Origin of the sequence: Pseudoxanthomonas sacheonensis (assembly GCF_031455975.1) — a bacterium.
In the GTDB taxonomy this organism is placed as follows: domain Bacteria; phylum Pseudomonadota; class Gammaproteobacteria; order Xanthomonadales; family Xanthomonadaceae; genus Pseudoxanthomonas_A; species Pseudoxanthomonas_A sacheonensis_A.
The window spans coordinates 747,630-765,875 of record NZ_JAVDTT010000001.1; the positions used below are offsets into that span (position 1 = coordinate 747,630).

Consider the following 18,246-nt stretch of genomic DNA (forward strand, 5'->3'; position numbering starts at 1 on the left):
CATGGCACATCACCCACACGCCTCCGAGGGCTACGGCCCGGTCGGCCCCGCACCGAAAGAGCACCAGGTGGTCTACACCACGCTGCATTTCGACAAGCCGTGGTCGTACGACAACTATTTGAAGACCGGCGGTTACAGCGCGCTGCGCAAGATCATCGAAGAGAAGATCGCGCCGGCCGACGTGGTCGAAATGGTCAAGCAGTCCGGCCTGCGCGGCCGTGGTGGCGCGGGCTTTCCCACCGGCCTGAAGTGGAGCTTCATGCCCAAGGGCGACATGCAGAAGTACATTCTCTGCAATTCCGACGAATCCGAGCCGGGCACCGCCAAGGACCGCGACATCCTGCGCTACAACCCGCATTCGGTGATCGAGGGCATGGCCATCGCCTGCTACGCGACCGGTTCTAGCGCCGCCTACAACTACCTCCGCGGCGAGTTCCACCACGAGCCTTTCGAACACCTGGAAGAAGCCACTGCCGAGGCCTACAAGCACGGTTGGCTTGGCAAGAACGTGCTCGGATCGGGCATCGACATCGAGATCTATAACGCCCTGGGCGCGGGTGCTTACATCTGCGGCGAAGAAACCGCATTGATGGAATCGCTGGAAGGCAAGAAGGGCCAGCCGCGTTTCAAGCCGCCGTTCCCGGCCAACTTCGGCCTGTACGGCAAGCCGACCACCATCAACAACACCGAAACCTACGCTTCTGTGCCGGCGATCATCCGCAATGGCGCCGAGTGGTTCCTCAATCTGGGCAAGCCGAACAACGGCGGCCCGAAGATTTTTTCGGTCTCCGGCCATGTCGCGCGCCCGGGCAATTATGAGATCCGTCTAGGCACGCCGTTCTCCGAATTGCTTGAAATGGCCGGCGGCATTCGCAATGGGCACAAGCTGAAGGCGGTGATTCCCGGCGGCTCGTCGATGCCGGTATTGCCGGGCGAAACCATGATGGGCCTGACCATGGACTACGACAGCATCCAGAAGGCCGGTTCCGGGCTGGGTTCGGGAGCGGTCATCGTCATGGACGAGACCACCTGCATGGTCCGCGCCTGCCAGCGCATCGCGCGTTTCTATTACGCCGAGTCCTGCGGCCAGTGTACGCCGTGCCGCGAAGGCACCGGCTGGATGTACCGCATGATCACCCGCGTAGTGGAAGGCAAGGCCACGCTGGAAGACTTGAATACGCTGAAGGCTTCGGCGGGCCAGATCGAAGGCCACACCATCTGCGCCTTCGGCGAAGCGGCTGCGTGGCCGGTGCAGGGCATGCTGCGCCACTACTGGAACGAATTCGAGTACTTCATCCTCAACGGCCGTTCCATCGTCGATGAGAAGTACGATCGCGTTGCCGAGGAGCGCGCCGCATGAGCGCCCAGCCCGTCAATCCGAACCTTGCGCCCGACCATGTCACCGTCTTCATCGACGGTGTGGAACTGGCCGCGCCCAAGGGCTCGATGATCATCCAGGCCGCCGACAAGGCGGGCATTCCGATCCCGCGTTTCTGCTACCACGACAAACTGGCCATCGCCGCCAACTGCCGCATGTGCTTGGTGGAAGTGGAGAAGATGCCCAAGCCCGCACCGGCCTGCGCTACCCCGGTGATGGACGGCATGAAGATCGCCACGCGCAGCGACAAGGCGTTGAAGTCGCAGCGCAACGTGATGGAATTCCTGCTCATCAACCATCCGCTGGACTGCCCGATCTGCGACCAGGGCGGCGAATGCGAACTGCAGGACCTGTCGCTGGGTTACGGCCGTTCGGTCAGCCGTTTCCAGGAACGCAAGCGCGTGGTGCCGGACGAAGACATCGGCCCGCTGGTCGCCACCGAGATGACCCGCTGCATCCAGTGCACGCGCTGCGTGCGCTTCACCGCCGACATCGCCGGCACCTACGAGCTGGGCGGCATGTACCGCGGCGAAAACCTGCAGATCGGCACCTACGACGGCAAGCCGCTGACCACCGAACTTTCCGGCAACGTCGTGGACGTGTGCCCGGTCGGCGCGCTGACCAACAAGGTATTCCAGTTCCGCGCGCGTCCTTGGGAGCTGATCGCGCGCGAATCGATCGGCTATCACGATGCGATGGGTTCCAACCTGTTCCTGCACGTGCGCCGCGGCGAAGTGCTGCGCACCGTGCCGCGCGACAACGAAGCGGTCAACGAATGCTGGCTGTCCGACCGCGACCGCTATTCGCACCAGGGCCTGTACGCCGAAGACCGCGCGGTCAGGCCGCTGCTGAAAGTCGGCGACAGCGGTACCGATAACGACTGGAAGGAAGTGTCCTGGGCCGAAGGCCTGGCCGCCGCCGCCGAAATCCTGCGCGCCCACAAGGGCGACGATCTGGGCGTGCTCGCGCATCCGGCGACTCCTAACGACGAAGGCAGTCTGCTGGCCCGACTGGCCGAAGGCCTGGGTAGCGGCAATCTGGATCACCGCATCTTCAACCGCGATTTCTCCGATGGCGCCGTGGCCGAACCGTTCGCCACGCCACTGGCGGAAATCGAGCAAGCCGACGCTATCGTTCTGCTCGGCACCAACATTCGCCATGAACTGCCGCTATTGCATCAGCGTATCCGCAAGGCCAACACGCAGCGCAAGGCCAAGGTCTACGCGGTCAATCCGGTCGACTTCGATTTCGCGTTCCCGCTCGCCGGCAAGCGCATCGTACCGCCGTCGAAATTCGTCGACGCGTTGAACGACTCCGCGTTGCTGGATGCGGTGAAGGGCGCCAGCCGCCCGGTATTGATCGTCGGCGCGTTGGTCGAAAACCATCCGCAGGCCGCCTCTATCCGCGCCGCCGCCAAGGCATTCGCCGCCGCCACCGGTGCTTCGCTGTGCCGTATTCCGCAGGGCGCCAATGCGGTGGGTTTGGCACGCAACGGCGTGTTGCCGGCCAAACGCGATGTCGTCGGCATGTTCGCCGAGCCGCGTGCGGCCTATGTGATCTACGGTATCGAGCCGGGTCTGGATTTCGCCGACGGCGCGAATGCGCAGAAGGCATTGAAGGCGGCTAAGGTCGTGGCCTTCAGCCATTTCGCCTGCAAGTCGACCCGCAATGTGGCCGACGTGATCCTGCCGATCGGCGCGTTGCCGGAAATCGAGGCGACCTTGACCAACCTGGACGGCGTCGACCAGCGCACTCAGGCCGGCGGCAAGTTGCCGGGCGAAGCGCGCGAAGGCTGGAAGGTGTTGCGCGCTCTCGGCGGCGAACTGCAGTTGCCTGCGTTCGAGTTCATCGACCTCGCTGGCGCACGCGCCGCAGGCAAGGCATCGACGCCCGCTGCGATCGCGAAGTCTCCTGCGCCTTCGCCGGCTTCCGAAGGATTTGAAGTGGCGGCGAGCGCTGCGATCTACCGCACCGACGGTGTCGTGCGTCGTGCCGAGGCGTTGCAGGCGCATCCGCTCAATGTTTCGCCGCGGATTATCCTGAATCCCGAAGATGCCGAAGCAGCGGGCCTGACGGAAGGAGTTGTCGCCAAGGTCGGCGCGCCCGATGGTACGGCCACCTTGCCGGTCTTCGTCGACGCGCGCGTGGCGCGCGGTGCGGCCTGGATCGAAAGCGGCCATGGCGCAACCGCACCGCTGGGCGCCGGACGCGTGACGGTGGTGCGCGCATGAACGAGCTTCTGTTGAATGCCATCGATCCTCTGCGCGAATGGTTCTTCGGGCTGGGCGGTTTCGGCGTGGTGCTGTGGATCGTGCTGAAGATCCTGCTGATCGCGGTGCCGGTGATCGTCGCGGTCGCTTTCTACGTGGTCTGGGAGCGCAAGCTGATCGGCTGGATGCACGTGCGCCACGGGCCGATGTACGTGGGCATGGGCATCTTCCAGGCCTTCGCCGACGTGTTCAAGCTGCTGTTCAAGGAAGTCCTGATGCCCGCCAAGGCTCAGAAGACGATGTATATCCTTGGACCGCTGATTACGCTGGCTCCGGCTTTCGCCGCATGGGCTGTGGTGCCTTTCGACGCGAAGATCGTGCTGTCCAACGCCAACGCAGGCCTGTTGTATCTGCTGGCGATGACCTCGCTGGGCGTGTACGGCATCATCATCGCCGGCTGGGCGTCGAACTCGAAATACGCCTTCCTGGGCGCGATGCGTTCGGCCGCGCAGGTGGTTAGCTACGAAATCGCGATGGGCTTCGCCCTGGTCGGCGTGCTGATCGCCGCGGGCAGCATGAACCTCAGCGACATCGTGATGGCGCAGGCCGGCAACAACGGTCCGTTCGAATGGTTCTGGCTGCCGTTGTTCCCGTTGTTCATCGTGTACTGGGTGTCCGGGGTGGCCGAGACCAACCGCGCGCCGTTCGACGTGACCGAAGGCGAATCGGAAATCGTCGCCGGGCACATGGTCGAATATTCGGGCGCGGCGTTCTCGCTGTTCTTCCTGGCCGAATACGCCAACATGATCCTGGTCAGCTTCCTGGTGTCGCTGTTCTTCATGGGCGGCTGGCTGAGCCCGCTGCAGGGCTGGAACCCGGGCGACGTGTCGCCATGGGTGAACTGGATCTGGCAGGGCGGCTGGCCGTGGCTGCTGCTGAAGGTGGGTTTCTTCGCCAGCGCGTTCATTTGGTTCCGCGCCAGTTTCCCGCGCTACCGTTACGACCAGATCATGCGTCTGGGCTGGAAGGTGTTCATCCCGCTGACCATCGCCTGGATCGCGGTCACTGCGTTGATGGTGTTCTTTGGTGTGTTCGAGAAAGGCGTCTGAGTGATGAATAAAGTAGTCCATTACTTCAAGAGCCTGATGCTGCTGGAACTTATGCAGGGACTGTGGCTGACCTTGAAGTACACGTTCAAGCCGAAGTACACGGTGATGTACCCGATGGAGAAGTTCCCGCAGTCGCCACGCTTCCGCGGGCTGCACGCACTGCGCCGCTATCCCAACGGCGAAGAGCGCTGCATCGCCTGCAAGCTGTGCGAGGCGGTGTGCCCGGCGCTGGCGATCACCATCGATTCGGAGAAGCGAGAGGACGGCACCCGCCGCACCACGCGCTACGACATCGACCTGTTCAAGTGCATCTACTGCGGTTTCTGCGAGGAAAGCTGCCCGGTGGATTCCATCGTGGAGACCCACATCCTGGAATACCACTTCGAAAACCGTGGCGAGAACATCGTCACCAAGCCGCAGCTGCTGGCGATCGGGGACCGGCTGGAAACCGAGATCGCCGAGCGCCGCGCCGCCGACGCCGCCTTCCGCTGAGGTCACGATGGATCTGCTGCTCGCTTCCTTCTATGTATTCGCTGCCGTGGCGGTAGTCGCCGCCGGCGGCGTGATCAGCGTGCGCAACCCGGTGCATGCGGTGCTGTGCCTGATCCTGACGTTCTTCTCCATCGCCTGCATCTGGCTGCTGGTGGGCGCCGAGTTCCTGGGCGTGGCGCTGATCCTGGTCTACGTGGGCGCGGTGATGGTGCTGTTCCTGTTCGTGGTGATGATGCTGGACATCGACATCGTCAAGATCCGCGAGGGCTGGGTGCGTTACCTGCCGGTCGGTCTGCTGGTGGCGGTGGTCATGCTCTTGGAGATCCTGGCCCTGATCGGATTCAAGGCCAAACTGGTCACGCCGTACGCGGCCAACGCGGCATCGGCAGCGGCGGACGTTTCCAACACCGCATGGCTGGCGCGCACGCTGTTCACCAAGTTCCTGCTGCCGTTCGAATTCGCCGCGGTGATCCTGACCGTGGCGGTGATCGCGGCGGTGATGCTGACCCTGCGCAAGCGCGAAGGCAGCAAGACGCAGAACCCTGCCGAGCAGTCGCGGGTCAAGGCCGGCGACCGTCTGCGCATGATCGATGTGGCGGTGGAAAATCCGGTGCGCGAGACCCTGATCGTGCCGCCGCCGGCCGAACCGGAGGCTAAGCCATGATCGCTCTGGGCCATTTGCTCGCGCTCGGCGCGGTGCTGTTCTGCATCAGCGTCGCCGGCATCTTCCTCAACCGCAAGAACATCATCGTGCTGCTGATGTCGATCGAGCTGATGCTGCTGGCGGTGAACATCAATTTCATCGCCTTCTCGCGCCAGTTCGGCGATCCGGACGGGCAGATCTTCGTGTTCTTCATCCTGACCGTGGCCGCTGCGGAAGCCGCGATCGGTCTGGCCATCCTGGTCACCCTGTTCCGAACCCGGCGCACGATCAACGTGACCGAAGTCGATACCTTGAAAGGCTGATGCACCGATGACGGGTCTGGAAATCATCATCTCCAAGAACGTGCTGCTGGCGATCGTGCTGGCGCCATTGCTGGGAAGCGTCGTGGCCGGCCTGTTCGGGCGGCAGGTAGGCCGTGCGGGCGCGCATTGGGTCACCATCCTGGGTGTGGCGGTCAGTTGCGCATTGTCCGGCTGGGTGCTTTACCAACTGGTCGGAGGCGCCGCACCGTTCAACGAGAACGTTTACACCTTCTTCCAGATCGGCAACTATTCCGGGCATGTCGGTTTCATGATCGACAAGCTGACGGCGATGATGATGGTGGTGGTGACCTTCGTCTCGCTGCTGGTGCACATCTACACCATCGGCTACATGGCCGACGATCCGGGTTACCAGCGCTTCTTCAGCTACATCTCGTTGTTCACCTTCTCCATGCTGATGCTGGTGATGAGCAACAACTTCCTGCAGCTGTTCTTCGGCTGGGAAGCAGTGGGTCTGGTGTCCTACCTGCTGATCGGCTTCTGGTTCAAGCGTCCCAGCGCGATCTTCGCCAACCTCAAGGCCTTCCTGGTCAATCGCGTCGGCGATTTCGGCTTCCTGCTGGGCATCGCCGCGGTGCTATTCTGGTTCGGCACGCTGGATTACGCCTCGGTGTTCGCCAATGCGCCGATGCTGAAAGGCGTCACCGCACAGGTGATCACCGGACATCCGTGGAGTGTGGCCACGATCATCTGCATCTGCCTGTTCATCGGCGCGATGGGCAAGTCGGCGCAGGTGCCGCTGCATGTCTGGCTGCCGGATTCGATGGAAGGCCCGACGCCGATCTCGGCGCTGATTCACGCCGCGACCATGGTCACCGCCGGCATCTTCATGGTGGCGCGCATGTCGCCGCTGTTCGAGATGTCGGAGACGGCGCTCAACTTCGTTCTGTTCATCGGTGCCACCACCGCCTTCTTCACCGGCCTGATCGGCATCGTGCAGAACGACATCAAGCGCGTGGTCGCCTATTCCACGCTGTCGCAGCTGGGCTACATGACCGTGGCGTTGGGCGTGTCGGCGTATTCGGCCGCGATCTTCCACCTGATGACCCATGCGTTCTTCAAGGCGCTGCTGTTCCTGGGCGCGGGCTCGGTGATCATCGCCCTGCACCATGAGCAGGACATGCGCAAGATGGGCGGCCTGCGCAAGTACATGCCGATCACTTTCATCACCATGTGGATCGGCACCTTGGCGCTGGTGGGCACGCCGTTCTTCTCCGGCTTCTATTCGAAGGACACCATCATCGAAGCCGCGGCGCACCATGCGCACGAAGCCAACAACTGGATCGCCACCTACGGCTATTGGGCGGTGCTGGGCGGCGTGTTCGTGACCAGCTTCTACAGCTTCCGCCTGTTGTACCTGACTTTCCACGGCAAGGAGCGCTTCCGCGATGCCCATGACGACCATGGCCACGGCCATGCGGCGCATGCGCATGACGACCACGCGCACGATGATCATGGTCATGGCGCTCATGAGCCCCATGAATCTCCGTGGGTCGTGACCGTTCCGTTGATTCTCCTGGCCATTCCTTCCGTTGCGATCGGCTTCTTCACCATCGGTCCCATGCTGTTCGGCACCGACTGGATGGGCCATCACGCGGCGGCCTCGGTCCCTGGGCAGGCGCTCACCTTCTTCAGTGGAGCGATCGATTTCATGGATCCGGCGCGGGACACGGTGCTGGCGCTGAAGGAAGAATTCCACGGCCCGGTTGCGTTCGCCTGGCATGGCGTATGGGCATGGCCGTTCGCACTTACGTTGTTGGGATTCATCGCTGCGACGCTGCTTTATCTCGTCGCTTCGCCTGCACTGCCCGCGCGCATGCGCCACAGCAAAGTCGGCGCCTTCCTGGCCAACATCCTCGACAAGAAGTACTGGATGGACACGCTGTGGATCGGCGGTTTCGCCGGCGGCGGCGTGGCCCTGGGCGATCTGTCGCGCGCCATCGACAGCAAGGTGATCGATGGCGTGGCGGTCAACGGCAGCGCCAAGCTGGTCGACATGGCAGCCAATCTGTTGCGACGCACCCAATCGGGTTTCCTCTACCACTACGCCTTCGCGATGATCCTCGGCCTGATTGCACTCCTGGCCGTACTCATCCGGTTTTGGCAATGAACGCCGCGGCGTTGAACTGACGGATTACGAAGACGTGTCGAACTGGCCTTTATTGAGTGTATTGATCTGGCTGCCCATGCTGGGCGGCGCGCTGATCCTGGCGTTGGGCAATGCCCGCCCCAGTGCGGCGCGTTGGACCGCACTGGTGGTGGCGCTGCTGACCTTCGTGGCCAGCATCGGCCTGCTGACCGGCATAAATTCGGCCGATCCGGGCATGCAGTTCGTCGAGGCGCATGCCTGGATTCCCGCCTACGACATCGGCTACAACCTGGGCGCCGACGGCATCTCCATCGCCCTGATCGTGCTGACCACGCTGACCACCGCGCTCGCGCTGATCGGCGCGTGGACCGTGATCGAGAAGCGCGTGAGCCAGTACGTCGCGGCCTTCCTGTTCCTGGAAGGCATGATGATCGGCGTGTTCTGCGCCACCGACGCGATGCTGTTTTACGTGTTCTTCGAAGCCATGCTGATCCCGATGTTCCTGATCATCGGCGTCTGGGGCGGGCCGCGCCGCATCTACGCATCGGTCAAGTTCTTCCTGTACACCTTCCTCGGTTCGGTGCTGATGCTGGTGGGCTTGATCTACTTGTATCTGAAAGGCGGCAGCTTCCAGTTCGCCGATCTGTACCAGTTGTCGCTCAACGCCAAGGAGCAGACCTGGCTGTTCTTCGCCTTCCTGGTCGCCTTCGCGGTCAAGGTGCCGATGTTCCCGGTGCACACTTGGTTGCCCGACGCTCACGTGGAGGCGCCTACCGCCGGTTCGGTGATCCTGGCGGCGATCATGCTGAAGATCGGCGGCTACGGCTTCCTGCGTTTCACGCTTCCCATCCTTCCCGACGCGGGCCACGAATGGGCCTGGCTGGTGATCGTGCTGTCGCTGATCGGCGTGGTTTATGTGGGCCTGGTGGCGCTGGTGCAGGACGACATGAAGAAGCTGATCGCCTATTCGTCGGTCTCGCATATGGGCTTCGTGACTCTGGGCATCTTCATCGCGTTCGGTCTCATCCGCGACCACGGCAACCTGGACGGCGCCCGTCTGGCCCTGCAGGGCTCGATGGTGCAGATGATCTCGCACGGCTTCGTTTCCGGCGCGATGTTCTCCTGCGTCGGCGTGCTGTACGACCGCATGCATACGCGCATGATCCGCGACTACGGCGGCGTGGCCAACGTGATGCCGTGGTTCGCGGTGCTGTTCGTGTTCTTCGGCATGGCCAACGCCGGCCTGCCGGGCACCAGCGGTTTCGTCGGCGAATTCATGGTCATCGTGGCCAGCTTCCAGAAGCATCCCTATCTCGCGCTGACCGCGGCTTCCACCCTGATCATCGGCGCGGCCTACACGTTGTGGCTGGTCAAGCGCGTGATGTACGGCGAGGTGGCCAACGCGCACGTGGCGGAAATGAAGGACCTCAACGGTCGGGAGATACTGGTGCTCGGTGTGTTCGCTTTGGGCGTGCTGGCGATCGGCATCTGGCCGAAGCCGCTGACCGACCTCATGGAGCCCTCGATCGCGCAACTGGCGATGCAGCTCGCCAACAGCAAGCTGTAAGGAAGAATGATGACCACGCCGACGTTATCCGCCGCCACCGCCGACCTGATGCCGCTGCTGCCCGAGTTGGTGCTGATCGGTGGCGCTTTCGCGCTGCTGATGCTGGACCTGTTCCTGGACGCCAATCGCCGCGTGATCACCCATGCGCTGGCGTTGGCTTTGCTGGCCGGCGTGCTGGCGATGATCGCCTGCGGCGTGGGCGGGCAGGGCACGGTATTCAGCGGCATGTTCGTGCGCGATGTGATGGCCGATGTCAGCAAGGTGGTGATCCTGGGAGTCAGCGCGCTGTCGCTGCTCTATGCCTGGCCGTACCTGCGCGAGCGCAAGCTCTATCCGGGCGAAGTGCCGGTGCTCATCCTGTTCGCCACGGCCGGCATGATGATGCTGGTGTCGGCGGGCAACATGGTGCTGGTCTACCTGGGTCTGGAATTGCTGGCGCTGTGTTCCTATGCGCTGGTCGCGCTGGACCGCGACAACGGTCTTTCCACCGAAGCGGGCATGAAGTACATCGTGCTCGGCTCGCTCGCTTCGGGGTTGCTGCTGTACGGCATGTCGTTGGTCTATGGCGCGACCGGCACGCTGGACCTCGCCGGTATCCACGCTGCGTCCGGCCAGGTCGCCGACAAAGCCCTGTTGCTGACCGGCGTCGTGTTCCTGGTGGCCGGGCTGGCATTCAAACTGGGCGCCGCTCCTTTCCATATGTGGTTGCCCGACGTTTATCAGGGCGCACCGACGCCGATCACTTTGTTCATCAGCGCCGGTCCCAAGCTCGCCGCCTTCGGCATGGCCTACCGGCTGCTGGAGAACGGCGTGGGCCCGATGTCCGAGCAGTGGCAGCTGATGCTCGCCGGGCTCGCCGCCGCCTCGCTGGTGATCGGCAACGTGATCGCCATCGCGCAGACCAATCTCAAGCGCATGCTGGCGTATTCGACGGTCTCCCACGTCGGTTTCCTGCTGCTGGGTCTGGCCGGCGGCGAAGCGCGCGGTTACGCGGCCTCGCTGTTCTATGGCATCAGCTATGCGGTGATGTCGGCCGCGGCGTTCGGCGCCATCATCGTGTTGTCGCGCCAGGGTTTCGAAGCCGACAAGATCGACGACTTCAAGGGCCTGAATGCGCGGAATCCATGGCAGGCCGGATTGGTGCTGTGCGTGATGGCCTCGCTGGCCGGCGTACCGCCTTTCCTGGGCTTCTGGGCCAAGCTGGTAGTGCTGGGCGCAGCGCTGGAGGGAGGGCTGGTGTGGCTGGCCGTGCTGGGCGTCGTCTGCGCCGTGATCGGCGGTTACTACTACCTGCGCGTGATCAAGGTGATGTACTTCGACGAACCCGTCGGCGAGCTTCCGCCGGTGCGCGGGGATCGTGTGGTTCCAGTGGTGTTCGGCGTCAATGCGCTGGCGCTGCTGGTGCTGGGAATCTTCTGGAATCCGATCATGGCGTGGTGCCAGCAGGCCTTCGCCGGCTGAACCTCGCGGCGATGCGGGCTTGCAATAAAAGGTCCGAGTCACCATAATTCCGCTTCTGATGCGGGGTGGAGCAGTCTGGCAGCTCGTCGGGCTCATAACCCGAAGGTCGCAGGTTCAAATCCTGCCCCCGCTACCAAGCTTTTCGGTTCGATGGAAAGCCTCTTGCAGAGGCTTTTTTACCGACCAAGGCCTGGGCTAGTGAAGGCGAATGTTCCCGCCTCCACACCGGAATCCAGCAGTATCGGACAAGGGGCCCATCAGGGCCCTTTGTTGTTTCCGGACCGTCACTTTTCCTTTTCCTTCTGGCAAATCGTCATCACGTGAGCGACAAGGCAAAACAAATCGCGAACCTGCTGTCCCCCACGGTGCAGGCCCTGGGCCTAGAGCTGCTGGGCGCCGAGTACCTGCCCGCGCCGGGCAGCGCCACCTTGCGTCTGTATATCGACGTGACCGAGGCCGAACTGGCCACGCGTGTGGTCAATATCGAGGATTGCGAAGCGGTGAGCCGCGAGGTGTCCGCTCAGTTGGATGTCGAGGATCCGATCACCGGCAACTACACACTGGAAGTGTCTTCACCCGGCATTGAGCGCCCGCTGTTCACCCTGGCGCAGTTCGCTCGCCACCAGGGCGAATCGGCCAAGGTGGTGCTGCGATTGCCGCAGGACGGGCGCCGCCGGCTGCAGGGCCAGATCGTGCGCATCGAAGGCGGCAACATCGTGTTCAAACTTGATAATTCACAAGTCGACAATGCCGAGATGACGGTGGCGTTCGAGAATGTGGACAAGGCCAGGATCATGCCCGACTGGGTGGCGCTGGGGTTCGCGCCGCAGCCCAAGAAAGCCGGCCCGGCCAAACCGGCCGCAGCCAAGGCGGCGCCGAAGAAGACGGCGCCAGTGAAGAAAGCGGCGAAGAAAGCGATTAAGAAAAAACCGGCCGGCAAATCGGCTTCCAAGAAACCGGCCCCCAAGCAACCGGGCCAGGCAAAAACCAACCAACCGGCGGCCAAGCGGCCGCGCGCGGAGTAAACGATGAGTAAGGAATTGTTGCTGGTAGTGGATGCGGTCGCCAACGAAAAGGGCGTGCCGCGCGAAGTGATCTTCGATGCCATCGAGGCCGCGCTGGCGTCGGCCGCGAAGAAGCGCTATCCGGACCAGGAAGTGCTGACCCGCGTGACCATCGACCACAAGACCGGCGAGTACGAGACTTTCCGCCGTTGGGAAGTGGTGGCCGACGACGTGGTCATGGAGTCCCCCGACTTCCAGATCCGTCTGATGGACGCTCTGGACGAAAGCGATGGCGCCGAAGTGGGCGACTACGTGGAAGAGCAGATCGAAAACCCCGATTTCGGACGCATCGCCGCGCAGGCCGCCAAGCAGGTCATCGTGCAGCGCGTGCGCGAGGCCGAGCGCGCCCAGGTCGTGGACGCATGGAAGGATCGCATCGGCGAACTGGTCACCGGCATCGTCAAGCGCGCCGAACGCGGCAATATCTACGTAGACCTGGGCGGCAACGCCGAGGCCTTCATTCCCAAGGACAAGGGCATTCCGCGCGACACCCTGCGCGCCGGCGACCGCGTGCGCGGCTATCTGTTCGATGTGCGCACCGAGCCGCGCGGCCCGCAGCTGTTCATCAGCCGTGCCGCCCCGGAATTCATGATCGAACTGTTCAAGCTGGAAGTGCCGGAAGTGGGCCAGGGCCTGGTCGAGATCAAGGCCTGCGCGCGCGATCCGGGCGACCGCGCCAAGATCGCGGTGCTGGCGCACGACACCCGCACCGATCCCATCGGCGCCTGCATCGGCATGCGCGGCTCGCGCGTGCAGGCGGTGTCCAACGAACTCAACGGCGAGCGCGTGGACATCGTGCTGTGGAACGACAGCGCCGCCAATTTCGTCATCAACGCGATGGCGCCGGCGGAAGTGCAGTCCATCATCGTCGATGAAGAAAAGCACTCCATGGACCTGGCCGTGGCCGAAGACCGCCTGGCCCAGGCCATCGGCAAGGGCGGCCAGAACGTGCGCCTGGCCAGCCGTCTGACCGGGTGGCAGCTGAACGTGATGACCCAGGACCAGGTGTCGGCCAAGTCCGAGGCCGAGCAGGCCGTCGCCCGTCAGTTGTTCGTGGACAAGCTGGAGGTGGACGAGGAAATCGCGGCCATCCTGGTGGCCGAAGGCTTCAACACGGTCGAGGAAATCGCCTACGTGCCGGTCGGCGAGCTGCTGGCGGTGGAGGGCTTCGACGAGGATATCGTCGAGGAACTGCGCGCCCGTGCCCGCGACGCGTTGCTCAACGAGGCCCTGGCCGAAGAAGAGGAAGTCGACGAGAACCAGCCGGCGGAAGACTTGCTGGCCCTGGAAGGCATGGACGACGAAACCGCCTATGCGCTGGCCGGGCATGGCGTGCGCACCAGCGAGGATCTTTCCGACCTGAGTACGGACGAGATCGTCGAATTCGGCATCGAAGGGCTGGACGAGGATCGCGCCAAGGCGCTGATCCTGGCCGCCCGCGCCGAGGAGATAGCCCGTCTGGAGCGTGGCGAATGAACGCCACGCTGGTACGTCTGGAAAGCGGCCAATGAGCCGGCAATGAACGCCGCCCTGCAGAATACAGGGCTAGAATCCGCGTTCCCTTCGCAATAGGCGGGGGACGCATACGAAGGTCACAGGATCCGAATGACGCAGCAAACCACCATCCGCAAGCTTGCCGAACTGGTCAATACGCCGGTCGAGAAACTGCTTGAGCAACTGGCCGAGGCCGGCATGAGCTTCAGCGGTCCCGACCAGCCCGTGACCAGCACCGAGAAGATGAAACTGCTCGGCTTCCTGCGTCGCACCCATGGCAAGGCCGACAAGCCCGCCGAGGACGACGCTGCGCCGAAGAAGATCACGCTCAATCGCCGCAAGGTGCAGGAAGTGACGGTCGCCGCCGGTCGCACCAAGACCACGGTCAACGTGGAGGTGCGCCAGAAGCGCACCTACATCAAGAGCGATGAGGTCGAAGCGCCGCCCAGCGACGAGCGCGCCGACGCGCTACGCAAGCTGCAGGAATCCAACCAGCGCAATCTGGAAGAACAGCAGCGTCTGGCCGAGACCGACAAGAAGCGCGCCGATGAGCGCGAGCGTCTGCGCCTGGAAGAAGAGGCCGTACGTCTCAAGGCCGAAGCCGAACGCCTGCAGGCCGAAGCCGAAGCAGTCGCCGCCGCCACCGGCGTTGCGTCCACCGACGACGATGCCACTACCGCGCGTCCGGCCAAGCCCAGCGGACACCATGTGCCCAAGCCGCCGGTGCGCAAGGATCCCCCGCGCGTCGACGACCGCAACGCCACGCCCGCCAGCAAGCACAAGACCCGCGGCTCGCACGCGATGGTCGCCGGCGTGGAAGACGACGACAGCACCCAGCGTTTCGCCGGACAGCTGCATCTTTCCGCTGCCGATCGCGCCCGCCGCACGACCACCCGCGGCAAGCCCAAGCCGCGCCGTCAGGAACAATCGCGTGGGGGCACCGGCACCCATGGCTTCGAGCGTCCGACCGCACCGGTCGTGCGCGACGTGGCCATCGGCGAGACCATCACCGTGGCCGACCTGGCGCAGAAGCTCGCGCTCAAGGGCGGCGACGTGGTCAAGGCGCTGTTCAAGATGGGCGTCATGGCGACCATCACCCAGAGCATCGACCACGACACCGCCGCGCTGGTGACCGAAGAACTCGGCCACAACGTGGTGCGCGCCGACAGCGGCGACGTCGAGGACCACCTGATCGCCCACAGCGAAACCGACCAGGGCGAGCAATCGCCGCGTCCGCCGGTGGTCACCATCATGGGTCACGTCGATCACGGCAAGACCTCGTTGCTGGATTACATCCGCCGCACCAAGGTCGCCAATAGCGAAGCCGGCGGCATCACCCAGCACATCGGCGCCTACCACGTCGAAACCGGCAAGGGCGTCATCAGCTTCCTGGATACGCCGGGCCATGCCGCCTTCACCCAGATGCGCGCCCGCGGCGCCAAGCTCACCGACATCGTGGTGCTGGTGGTAGCCGCCGACGACGGCGTCATGCCGCAGACCATCGAAGCGGTGAAGCTGGCCAAGGCGGCCAACGTGCCGCTGATCGTGGCGGTCAACAAGATGGACAAGAGCGATGCCGATCCGGGTCGCGTCAAGAACGAGTTCCTGACCCACGACGTGGTCGCCGAAGAGTTCGGCGGCGACACCCAGTTCGTCGAGGTCTCGGCCAAGACCGGCGCCGGCGTCGACAACCTGCTGGATTCGATCCTGCTGCAGGCCGAAGTGCTGGAACTCAAGGCCGCGCCTACCGGCCGCGCCAGCGGCGTGGTCATCGAGTCTTCGCTGGACAAGGGTCGTGGCCCCGTCGCCACCGTGCTCGTGCAGCAGGGCCAGCTGAAGAAGGGCGATTACCTGGTCTGCGGCACCCAGTACGGCCGCGTGCGCGCGCTGTTCGACGAAACCGGCGGCCAACCGGCCGAAGCCGGCCCGTCGATTCCGGTGCAGGTGCTCGGCCTGTCGGGCGTGCCGGATGCGGGCGACGATTTCGTCGTCGTCGCCGACGAACGCCTGGCCAAGGACGTGGCCCAGCAGCGCGACAGCAAGCGCCGCGAGTCGCGCCTGGTACAGTCCGCCGGCAGCCGCATGGAAGACATCATGTCGCAGCTGGGCAAGGGCGAGGGCCAGTTGGTTCTGAACTTGGTCATCAAGGCCGACGTGCAGGGTTCGGTGGAAGCGCTGAAGCAGTCGCTGGTGGCGTTGTCCAACGACATGATCCGGATCAACATCATCCACTCCGGCGTGGGCGGCATCACCGAGTCCGACGCCAATTCGGCGCTGACCTCCAAGGCCACCATGATCGGCTTCAATGTCCGTGCCGACGCGGCCGCGCGCCGCATCGTCGAATCCAACGGCATCGATCTGCGCTACTTCTCGATCATCTACGACGTGATCGACCAGGTGAAGCAAGTGGCTTCCGGTCTGCTGGGCGTGGAGATCCGCGAAGAGATCATCGGCATAGCGGAAGTCCGCGACGTTTTCCGCAGTTCCAAGTTCGGCGCGGTCGCCGGCTGCATGGTCGTGGAGGGCACGGTCAAGCGCAACAAGCCGATCCGCGTGCTGCGCGACAGCACGGTGGTGTTCGAAGGCGAACTGGAATCGCTGCGCCGCTTCAAGGAGAACGTGGACGAAGTGCGCAACGGCACCGAGTGCGGCATCGGCGTGAAGCAGTACAACGACGTGCAGCCGGGCGACCAGATCGAGTGCTTCGAGCGCATCGAAGTGCAGCGCACGCTGTAACGGCCAGGAGCGAGCGTGGAGTAGTGAGTAAGAGCGCTCTCACTCACTTCTCACTCCTCGCTTCTCACTTCTGAGCTATTACCACCCATGCCCATCAAATCATTCCACCGCAGCGACCGCGTTTCCGCCCAGCTCCGCCGCGAACTGGGCAAGCTGGTGCACGAGTTCGTGCGCGAACATGGCTTGCCGTCGGTGAGCGTGTCCGACGTGGAAGTCACCCGCGACCTGGCCCATGCCAAGGTGTTCGTCACCGCGTTGATGCAGGAGCGGTCGGCCGAAGCGGTGAAGGACCTGAAGGAGCTTTCGCCGCAGATCCGCTACCAGCTGGGCAAGGCGATGAAGCTGCGCCATGTGCCCGAGCTGCATTTCCACTACGACGATTCGGTGGACCGCGGCGAGCGCATCGAGAACCTGCTGCGCGATCTGCCGCCGCCGCCGGCGGACGAAGACGGCGAATCCGAAGAGAAGTGATTGAGTTCCCTTCTCCCACTGGGAGAAGGTGCCCGAAGGGCGGATGAGGGAGGGAGAGTTCCGGCACACGGGAATTTCCCGCAACCTGATCGCCCGCTCCCTCATCCGGCGCTACGCGCCACCTTCTCCCGGAGGGAGAAGGGAAGCTATGCTTCCCGCCGTCATGCAGCCAAAGGTCAAATTCCGACGCCTAGACGGCATCCTGCTGCTCGACAAGCCGCAAGGGCTGAGCTCCAACCAGGCTTTGCAGCGGGCGCGTTTCCTGTTCCGGGCGCAGAAGGGCGGCCATACCGGCAGCCTGGATCCGTTGGCCACCGGCCTGCTGCCGCTGTGTTTCGGCGAGGCCACCAAGATCGCCGGCAACCTGCTGGGCGCGCGCAAGGCCTACGACACGGTCGCGCGCCTGGGCATCACCACCGACACCGACGACGCCGAAGGCCAGCCGCTGCGCGAACGTGCGGTCGGCAAATACACTCTGCCGCAGATCGACGCCGCCTTGCGCGAACTGACCGGGCGCATCCAGCAACGCCCGCCCATCTATTCGGCCCTCAAACGCGGCGGCGAACCGCTGTACGCCAAGGCCCGGCGCGGCGAGATCGTGGAAGTGGAACCGCGCGCGATCGAGGTCCACCGTTTCGAATTGCAGTCGGCTGCCGACCTGCTGGACGGCGGCGAGCCGCTGCTGCGCCTGCAGGTGGAATGCGGCTCCGGCACCTATGTGCGCAGCCTGGTGCGCGACCTGGGCGAGCTGCTGGGCTGCGGCGCGCACGTGGTGGAGCTGCGCCGCCTATGGGTGGAGCCTTTCCGCGAGCCGCGCATGTGGACGCTGGAGGCGCTGCAGGCCCTGGCCCAGCGCGACGAACGCAGCCTGGATGCCTGCCTGCTGCCGCTGGACGCCGGCCTGATCGGCTTCCGCCGCATCGATCTGACCGACGAGGCGGCCCGCCGCTTCAGTCAGGGCCAGCGTCTGCCGGGCATTCCTGGCTCCGTGGGGCCGTGCGCCGTCTATGCCGCCGATGGGCGGGTGCTGGGCCTGGCCCAGTTGGATGAGGGCAGGGTGCTGGCCCCGCAGCGCCTGTTCAACTGGCCCGAGCCGGCCGGAAATCCGGCGCCGGCGCAGTAAAACCTTGTTTTGCAAGGCTTCGGCGACTACAATGCCGCGGCCTTTTCGGCATCCTCGATCATCACTGA

At 64.1% G+C, this 18,246-nt stretch carries 14 protein-coding genes and 1 tRNA gene; all 15 read left to right on the forward strand.

Translation table 11 applies throughout. The features are described from left to right. The first annotated feature begins 1 nt into the window (after window position 1). Window positions 2-1,360 (forward strand): NADH-quinone oxidoreductase subunit NuoF, encoded by a 1,359-nt coding sequence (gene nuoF / locus J2W94_RS03420; RefSeq protein ID WP_310090294.1) that lies wholly within the window; start codon window positions 2-4, stop codon window positions 1,358-1,360. Further along, window positions 1,357-3,609 carry an NADH-quinone oxidoreductase subunit NuoG gene (nuoG, locus tag J2W94_RS03425; protein ID WP_310090295.1) on the forward strand — a complete coding sequence of 751 codons (2,253 nt, stop codon included), beginning with the start codon at window positions 1,357-1,359 and terminating at the stop codon, window positions 3,607-3,609. Before nuoF ends, nuoG begins: the two co-directional genes overlap by 4 nt. Further along, on the forward strand, window positions 3,606-4,697 hold the full coding sequence (nuoH, locus tag J2W94_RS03430) for an NADH-quinone oxidoreductase subunit NuoH (RefSeq protein ID WP_310090296.1): 1,092 nt from the start codon (window positions 3,606-3,608) through the stop codon (window positions 4,695-4,697). Before nuoG ends, nuoH begins: the two co-directional genes overlap by 4 nt. Before the next feature lie 3 nt (window positions 4,698-4,700). After that, window positions 4,701-5,189, forward strand: coding sequence for an NADH-quinone oxidoreductase subunit NuoI (nuoI, locus tag J2W94_RS03435; protein ID WP_310090297.1), 489 nt, complete (start codon window positions 4,701-4,703; stop codon window positions 5,187-5,189). A gap of 7 nt (window positions 5,190-5,196) precedes the next feature. Beyond that, a complete protein-coding gene (locus J2W94_RS03440; RefSeq protein WP_310090298.1) occupies window positions 5,197-5,853 on the forward strand; it encodes an NADH-quinone oxidoreductase subunit J in 657 nt (218 codons plus the stop codon). Next, window positions 5,850-6,155 carry an NADH-quinone oxidoreductase subunit NuoK gene (gene nuoK, locus J2W94_RS03445; protein WP_310090299.1) on the forward strand — a complete coding sequence of 102 codons (306 nt, stop codon included), beginning with the start codon at window positions 5,850-5,852 and terminating at the stop codon, window positions 6,153-6,155. Before J2W94_RS03440 ends, nuoK begins: the two co-directional genes overlap by 4 nt. 16 nt (window positions 6,156-6,171) lie before the next feature. Then, window positions 6,172-8,283 (forward strand): NADH-quinone oxidoreductase subunit L, encoded by a 2,112-nt coding sequence (gene nuoL, locus J2W94_RS03450; RefSeq protein WP_310091564.1) that lies wholly within the window; start codon window positions 6,172-6,174, stop codon window positions 8,281-8,283. A 34-nt stretch (window positions 8,284-8,317) separates the two neighbouring features. Then, the gene (locus tag J2W94_RS03455) at window positions 8,318-9,829 is read left to right on the forward strand and encodes an NADH-quinone oxidoreductase subunit M (RefSeq protein ID WP_310090300.1); all 1,512 of its coding nucleotides are present in this window, start codon (window positions 8,318-8,320) and stop codon (window positions 9,827-9,829) included. A 9-nt stretch (window positions 9,830-9,838) separates the two neighbouring features. Next, the gene (gene nuoN, locus J2W94_RS03460; protein ID WP_310090301.1) at window positions 9,839-11,290 is read left to right on the forward strand and encodes an NADH-quinone oxidoreductase subunit NuoN; all 1,452 of its coding nucleotides are present in this window, start codon (window positions 9,839-9,841) and stop codon (window positions 11,288-11,290) included. 59 nt (window positions 11,291-11,349) lie between these two features. Then, window positions 11,350-11,426 (forward strand) — tRNA-Met (locus J2W94_RS03465). 184 nt (window positions 11,427-11,610) lie between these two features. Further along, on the forward strand, window positions 11,611-12,315 hold the full coding sequence (gene rimP, locus J2W94_RS03470; RefSeq protein WP_430540537.1) for a ribosome maturation factor RimP: 705 nt from the start codon (window positions 11,611-11,613) through the stop codon (window positions 12,313-12,315). A gap of 3 nt (window positions 12,316-12,318) precedes the next feature. Beyond that, window positions 12,319-13,830 (forward strand): transcription termination factor NusA, encoded by a 1,512-nt coding sequence (gene nusA / locus J2W94_RS03475; RefSeq protein ID WP_310090302.1) that lies wholly within the window; start codon window positions 12,319-12,321, stop codon window positions 13,828-13,830. Window positions 13,831-13,959: 129 nt separating this feature from the next. Continuing rightward, window positions 13,960-16,584, forward strand: coding sequence for a translation initiation factor IF-2 (gene infB, locus J2W94_RS03480; protein WP_310090303.1), 2,625 nt, complete (start codon window positions 13,960-13,962; stop codon window positions 16,582-16,584). Between the two features lie 87 nt (window positions 16,585-16,671). Continuing rightward, window positions 16,672-17,055 (forward strand): 30S ribosome-binding factor RbfA, encoded by a 384-nt coding sequence (rbfA, locus tag J2W94_RS03485; RefSeq protein WP_310090304.1) that lies wholly within the window; start codon window positions 16,672-16,674, stop codon window positions 17,053-17,055. A 163-nt stretch (window positions 17,056-17,218) separates the two neighbouring features. Further along, window positions 17,219-18,178, forward strand: a complete 960-nt coding sequence (gene truB / locus J2W94_RS03490) for a tRNA pseudouridine(55) synthase TruB (protein WP_310091566.1) — start codon at window positions 17,219-17,221, stop codon at window positions 18,176-18,178. Window positions 18,179-18,246: the final 68 nt, after the last annotated feature.